Origin of the sequence: Dactylosporangium sp. NPDC000555 (assembly GCF_040300025.1) — a bacterium.
Classification (GTDB): Bacteria; Actinomycetota; Actinomycetes; order Mycobacteriales; family Micromonosporaceae; genus Dactylosporangium.
In genome coordinates, this window is sequence record NZ_JBEPDB010000195.1 from 1 (window position 1) to 2347 (window position 2347).

Here is a 2347-nt window from a genome sequence, read left to right on the forward strand (position 1 = left end):
CGATGATCTGGGTGACCGGCTGGCGGGTGCGGCCGCCGCGGCCAGCCCGCTCTGTAGTACGACGGCGAGGACCGCGGTGCCGATCGAGCCGCCGATGCGGTTGAGGACGGTCCGTGCTCCGGTCGCTGCGGCGGCCTGGGCCCGCGTCACCGTGGTGTACGTGGCGGCCGCGTTCGGCGGCACCACTGCCCCGAGCCCGCAGCCGCGCAGGAACAGCGCGACGATCAGCAGCGGCCAGGACGGCAGTTCGGCGGCGAACGCGAACGGCACGGTGCCGGCGACGATGAGCAGGGCGCCACCCAGCGCGACGGCGCGCGGCCCGTGGCGGTCGGTGAGCCGGCCGGCCCATGGTGCGGCCGCGGCCATGCCGAGGGCCTGCGGCGCCAGCGCGAGCCCGGCGGCGAGCGGACTCATGCCCTGGACCTGGACGAAGTACAGCGGCAGCAGCAGCATCGCGCTGTAGAGGGCGGCGCCGATGAGGAACGTGTTGACGGCGGCCAGGGTGAAGCCGCGCCCGGCGAAGAGCCGCAGGTCCAGCAGCGGGGCCCGGTCGGTGCGCAGCCCGTGCACGACGTAGGCGGCTAGGGCGAGCACGGCCACGGCGACGAGCGGCACCAGCGCCGGGCCGGTGCCCGGGTGCCCGGCCAGTGACAGGCCGTACACCAGGGCGGCGAGCGCTGGCGGCAGCAGGAACAGGCCGGGTGTGTCGACGCGCAGCGTGCGCTCGCGCTCTGCGTCGTCGCCGGGCACGATGCGGGCGGCGAGCAGGAACGCCGCGATGCCGATCGGCACGTTGACGTAGAACAGCCAGCGCCAGCCCGGCCCGGCCACGATGAGGCCGCCGAGGACCGGGCCGAGGATCGGTGCGAGTGCCACCGGCGTGGTGATGACGCCGATCAGCCGGCCGATCCGGGCCGGGCCGGCGATCCGCGCGGCGAGGGTCTGCCCGATCGGCTGCATCAGCCCACCGCCGAGGCCCTGCAGGACACGGAAGGCGATCAGCGCGCCGGCCGACCAGGCCAGCCCGCACAGGGCCGAGGCGGCGGTGAACACCGCCACTGACAGCAGCCACATCCGCTTGCCGCCGAAGCGCTGGACCAGCCAGCCCGCCGTCGGCGCGACGAGCGCGACCGCCAGTAGGTATCCGGTCGCGACCCACTGGACGGTCGCCAGCGACCAGCCCAGGCCGACCCCGACCGCCCCAATACCCACGCTGACGATCGTCGTGTCCAGCTGGGCGAGCACGGCGCCCAGCACCAGCACGCCGGCGATGCGCAGCAGCGCCGGGTCGAGCGGCTCCGGCCTGGTCGCGGCGGTCGCCAGCGCGGTCGCGGTCGAGCGGTTCACGGTGCCTCCCGGGTCGTGCTGCACCGGACAAAGTTATGTCGGACCTGACTTTATGTCCAACACAATTTTATGTGCAACCTAGAATCTAGTACAGTGGGACCATGGCCACCGGACTCGGACTGCGGGAACGCAAGAAGCGCGAGATCCGCGACCGCCTCGCGCACCTTGCGACCGTCCTGTTCATCGAGCGCGGCTTCGACGACGTCACCATCGCCGAGATCGCCGATGCCGCGAAGGTGTCGAAGATGACCGTCACCAACTACTTCCCGCTCAAGGAGGACCTGGTCTTCGACGCGCACTCGCTGGTGGCGGAGAGCCTGGCGGCCGCCGCCCGGGAGCGCCGCCCCGGCGAGTCGGTCCTCGCGGGGTTGCACCGGGCGTTCCTGGAGGCACTGGGCGGGCGCTATCCCGTGCTCACCGGGCACGCCTCGGCCGGGTTCGCCCGCCTGGTCCACAACACGCCCCGGCTGCGCGCCCGGGAGCGCGAGATCGACGAGCAGCGGGAGGGGGCGCTCGCCGCATACCTGGCCGGGGAGGCCGGGCCGGCAGCGGAGCACCTGGCCGCCGCCCTGGCCTCCGCCCAGCTGGCGGCCGCCCATCGGGTGCTGTTCCGGCTGGTCCGCTCCTGGGCCCGGGACGACGTTGCGACCGCGGAGATCGACCGGCGGGCCGCCGCGGCAGCCGAGGTGGCCTTCGGCGCCCTCGCTCCCGTGCTGGGTAACTACCTGATCCGTCCGCCGGCCTGACCAGGACCCGCCGCCAGCCCGGACCGGCTCGGTGCCTCAGCTCGCCGGCGCGGCGCCGGTCGCGAGCGCCGGCAGGTCGCGGCGCACGCGCATGGCCAGCCAGCGGCGCGCGGCCGCACGCCGCGCCGCCGGCAAGCCCGTCGTGGCAACCGCCGAGACGCGCACCTCCGCGCCGCCGTCGAGCGGCACGACCCCCGCGAGCACGAGCGCCGCGGGCACCTGGCCGGTGCCCGGCGCCCACTTGAGGACGACCC

At 74.7% G+C, this 2347-nt stretch carries 3 protein-coding genes; 1 reads left to right on the forward strand and 2 read right to left on the reverse strand.

Going from position 1 to position 2347, the window contains the following annotated elements; all coding sequences use genetic code 11:
- Positions 1-1347: DHA2 family efflux MFS transporter permease subunit (locus ABT297_RS42935; RefSeq protein ID WP_350559949.1), on the reverse strand; the 1347-nt coding region annotated here is incomplete at its 3' end.
- Between the two features lie 101 nt (positions 1348-1448).
- On the opposite strand from ABT297_RS42935, the gene ABT297_RS42940 reads away from it, so the two are divergent.
- Positions 1449-2093: a TetR/AcrR family transcriptional regulator gene (locus ABT297_RS42940; RefSeq protein ID WP_350559952.1), complete on the forward strand. Its 645-nt coding sequence runs from the start codon at positions 1449-1451 to the stop codon at positions 2091-2093.
- Between the two features lie 36 nt (positions 2094-2129).
- Here ABT297_RS42940 and ABT297_RS42945 read toward each other — a convergent pair.
- Positions 2130-2347, reverse strand: a 218-nt coding sequence (locus ABT297_RS42945; RefSeq protein ID WP_350559955.1) for a hypothetical protein, incomplete at its 5' end; no start/stop codon positions are given.

What these genes read in the sequence shown, in the direction of transcription:
- ABT297_RS42940 (WP_350559952.1), top strand. Translation starts at nt 1,449, where the DNA reads ATGGCCACCGGACTCGGACTGCGGGAACGCAAGAAGCGCGAGATCCGC.